This is a genomic window from Mesorhizobium sp. M7A.F.Ca.US.002.01.1.1 (assembly GCF_004022955.1).
Taxonomy (GTDB): Bacteria; Pseudomonadota; Alphaproteobacteria; order Rhizobiales; family Rhizobiaceae; genus Mesorhizobium; species Mesorhizobium ciceri.
Map to the genome: position 1 here is coordinate 1 of NZ_RZQE01000930.1, position 1,052 is coordinate 1,052.

General features: G+C 60.1%; 2 protein-coding genes. Both read left to right on the plus strand.

Annotated features, from left to right (window positions below):
* Window positions 1–467: glutathione S-transferase C-terminal domain-containing protein (locus EN932_RS36815; RefSeq protein ID WP_128369557.1), on the plus strand; the 467-nt coding region annotated here is incomplete at its 5' end.
* Between the two features lie 64 nt (window positions 468–531).
* Window positions 532–1,052: DUF1629 domain-containing protein (locus EN932_RS36820; protein WP_128369558.1), on the plus strand; the 521-nt coding region annotated here is incomplete at its 3' end.

Consider the following 1,052-nt stretch of genomic DNA (forward strand, 5'->3'; position numbering starts at 1 on the left):
CCATAGCCTGCAGGCTGTCGCGCCACGCGCATTCGGATTTCTGGCGTACCGGCGATGACGAACCCGAGATGATCCGGTGGCTCAGCTGGGGCAAAGAGCACTTCGCACTCGCTTGCGACACGGTGCATTTCGAACGTGGGACGAAACAGCGGTACGGCATCGGCCCGATCGATCAGAAGCGGGTGGAGGAGGGCCTGAACCAATTCCATACGGCTGCGGCAATACTCGACGCCGTGCTTGCCGAGCGGCAGTGGCTGGTCGGCAATTCGGTTTCCTATGCCGATTTTCGAATGGCGACCTTCCTACCGTTCAACGACGCCGCCAGACTGCCGCTCGACGACTATCCCTCTGTCAGCCGCTGGTACCGTCGACTTGAAGACATCGACGCCTGGCGTGACCCTTTCAAAGGGATGGATGCACCCGAATTGCCGCCGGTGCCGCAAATGGCCGTCGCGGACCAGCGGTGAGAACGCGCGCGAAGAGCAGCGCAGCAGGCCGAACCTACCAAGGCGATGATGTGCGGGGGACCGGATGAACATCTATGTCCTGAGCGTGATCGAAGGACAGGAATGGGTCCTTCCTCGGCAGGCGGACGACTACCAGCTGTTTTCGACGCTCTGCGGCCGGAAGCAGACACAATGGCATCCGCCCAGGATGGAGATCCTGCGCGAACACGACGACGGTACGCTCCGGCAATATTCAGATTTTCCATGGCTTGGCGAGCATGTGCTCATCCTGCGGGCGAGGGCGTCGAAATTGCTTCGGCCAACCCTCGAACCGTACGGTGAATTCCTGCCGCTTCCTGCTGACGAGCCAATATCGCTCTTCAATGTCACCACCGTGATCGATGCGCTGGACGAGGAACGTTCAAAGATCGTTCGCTTTGACGATGGCGGCATCATGGTGATCGAAAGCCTCGTCCTTCGAGCGGACGCAATCGGCGGTACCGAGATATTCAAGCTGCCCGAGCGTGCCGACGGGGTGCGAATATCCGATATTTATCTGCAGGAGACGATCGTACGCCGGATCGGGGAGCTTGGGCTCAAGGGCAT